Here is a 2,535-nt window from a genome sequence, read left to right as displayed (position 1 = left end):
ATCGCTACGGCGGCAGGGACTTCGACCGGCGCTCGGTGGTCGCGGAGCTGACCGCCGGCCTGCCGACGGTGACGCGGACGGTGGTGCTGCCCTATCTCGGCGACGAGGGCGACTGGGACGAGGTCTTCGCCGACACCGAGGAGGCACTCGAGTTCGAGCGCGTGCCGTTCGCCCACCCGCTGTGGATCCTCTACTCCAGCGGCACCAGTGGGAAGCCGAAGGCGATCGTGCACGGCCACGGCGGCATCCTGCTCGAGCACCTCAAGGTGGCCGGGCTCCATGTCGACGCGAAGCAGGGTGACCGCGTCTTCTGGTTCACCACGACCGGCTGGATGATGTGGAACTTCCTGGTCTCGATGCTGCTGACGCCGGCCGAGATCGTGCTCTACGACGGCCTGCCGTCGGACGACCTGTGGCAGCTGGCGCGCGACGCCGGCATCACCGTGTTCGGCACCAGCGCCGCCTTCATCCACGCGCAGATGAAGGCGGGCGTCACGCCTCCGCCGCTGCCGAGCCTGCGGGCGGTCGGCTCGACCGGCTCACCGCTCAGCGCCGCCGGCTTCGAGTGGGTCTGGGACCACCTGGGTGAGCGCACCTGGCTGTTCTCCATCTCGGGAGGCACCGACGTCTGCTCGGCGTTCGTCGGGGGCGTGCCGACCCTGCCGGTGTGGGTCGGGGAGATCCAGGCCCGGTCGCTGGGATGCGCGGTGGAGGCCTGGGACGAGCACGGCCACCCCGTGCTCGGTGAGGTCGGCGAGCTGGTCATCACCCGCCCGATGCCGTCGATGCCGGTCGGCTTCTGGAACGACCCCGACGGCTCGCGCTATCGCGAGGCCTACTTCGACTTCTACCCGCCTCAGGACGGGCGCCGGGTGTGGCGCCACGGCGACTGGCTCGAGATCACCCCGCGCAACACCTGCGTCATCCATGGGCGCTCGGACGCGACCATCAACCGCGGCGGCATCCGGATGGGCACCGCCGAGATCTACGCCGCCGTGCTGGCGGTCGACGGCGTGAGTGACGCCCTCGTGGTCGACGTACCGGCCAAGGACCCCGCCGCCGACTCGTGGATGCCGTTGTTCGTCGTGACACCCGAGGAGCTGAGCGACGATCTCGTCGCCGAGATCAGGAGGCGCATCCGCAGCGACTGCTCCCCGCGCCATGTGCCGAACGTGGTGGTGCGGGTGCCGGCGGTCCCGCGCACCCTGACGGGCAAGGCGCTGGAGATCCCGGTGAAGCGGCTCTTCCTCGGGGCCGATCCCGCCACGGTGGCGACCAGGGACGCGCTGGCGAACCCCGAGGCGTTCGACTGGTTCGTCGACTACGTCGCCGATCACCCGGCGCCTGTCCAGGCTCCCGTCCAGGGTTGAGTCAGGTCCGTCGTTCGGGTGAGAGTGTGAGGCCTGTCTCTTTGGAACGATCCGATCCACATGGCGGATGAGATCGACTTCCCGGGTCATGGCAGTGCTGGCAAGGTTCCCCCTACCCCGGACGGGGTTACGCCCAGACAAGGAGAAGCCTGGATGCGCATCGGTGTCACACGTGAGACCAAGCCCGGAGAGACCCGGGTCGCCGCGACCCCTGCGACGGTCAAGCAGCTGACGGGACTCGGCTACGACGTCCTCATCGAGACCGGCGCCGGCGCCCTGTCGAGCTTCGCTGACGAGGCGTACGCCGAGGCCGGCGCGACCATCGGCAGTGCCGACGACGCCTGGGGCTCGGACGTGGTGTTCCGGGTCAACGGCCCGACGCTGGAGGAGGTCTCGCGGCTGCGCCGCGGCACGTTCCTGGTGTCGCTGCTGGCGCCGGCGCTCAACGAGGAGCTGGTGCGCGCCCTGGCCGACGCCGGCGTGACCGCGCTGGCCATGGACGCCGTACCGCGCATCTCGCGGGCACAGTCGATGGACGTGCTGTCCTCGATGGCGAACATCGCGGGCTACCGCGCGGTGATCGAGGCCGCCCACCACTTCGGCCGGTTCTTCACCGGCCAGGTCACGGCCGCGGGCAAGGTGCCGCCCGCGAAGGTGCTCGTCGCGGGTGCCGGTGTCGCCGGGCTCGCCGCGATCGGTGCCGCGTCGTCGCTGGGTGCGATCGTGCGCGCCACGGACCCGCGGCCCGAGGTCGCCGACCAGGTGAAGTCGCTCGGCGGCGAGTACCTCCCCGTCGTGGTCGACGAGGTGCAGGAGCAGTCGGGCACCGGCTATGCGACCGCGACCTCGGAGGCCTACAACGAGGCTGCGGCGAAGCTCTACAGCGACCAGGCCGCCGACGTCGACATCATCATCACCACCGCGCTCATCCCCGGACGCCCGGCGCCGCGCCTCATCACCGCCGCCGACGTCGCCACGATGAAGCCGGGCTCGGTCATCGTCGACATGGCGGCCGCCCAGGGCGGCAACGTCGAGGGCAGCGTCGCCGACCAGGTCATCACGACCGAGCACGGCTTCATCGTGGCGACGTCGGCGGCGGTGATGAGGCGCGGCGCCGGGCGTCCGGGGATGAGCGCGGTGGTGATGATGATGTCGACGTCGGCGG

General features: G+C 70.8%; 1 protein-coding gene and 1 pseudogene. Both read left to right on the top strand.

The window, feature by feature from the left end; translation table 11 throughout:
- Positions 1–1,370: acetoacetate--CoA ligase (locus tag Q1V88_RS16170; RefSeq protein ID WP_300682326.1), on the top strand; the 1,370-nt coding region annotated here is incomplete at its 5' end.
- Between the two features lie 153 nt (positions 1,371–1,523).
- A pseudogene (locus Q1V88_RS16165) lies at positions 1,524–2,405 on the top strand (Re/Si-specific NAD(P)(+) transhydrogenase subunit alpha); the annotation flags it as partial.
- Positions 2,406–2,535: the final 130 nt, after the last annotated feature.

The sequence above is a fragment of the Nocardioides sp. genome (genome assembly GCF_030150155.1).
GTDB lineage: Bacteria > Actinomycetota > Actinomycetes > Propionibacteriales > Nocardioidaceae > Nocardioides.
This window is presented reverse-complemented; position numbering and strand designations above follow the sequence as displayed.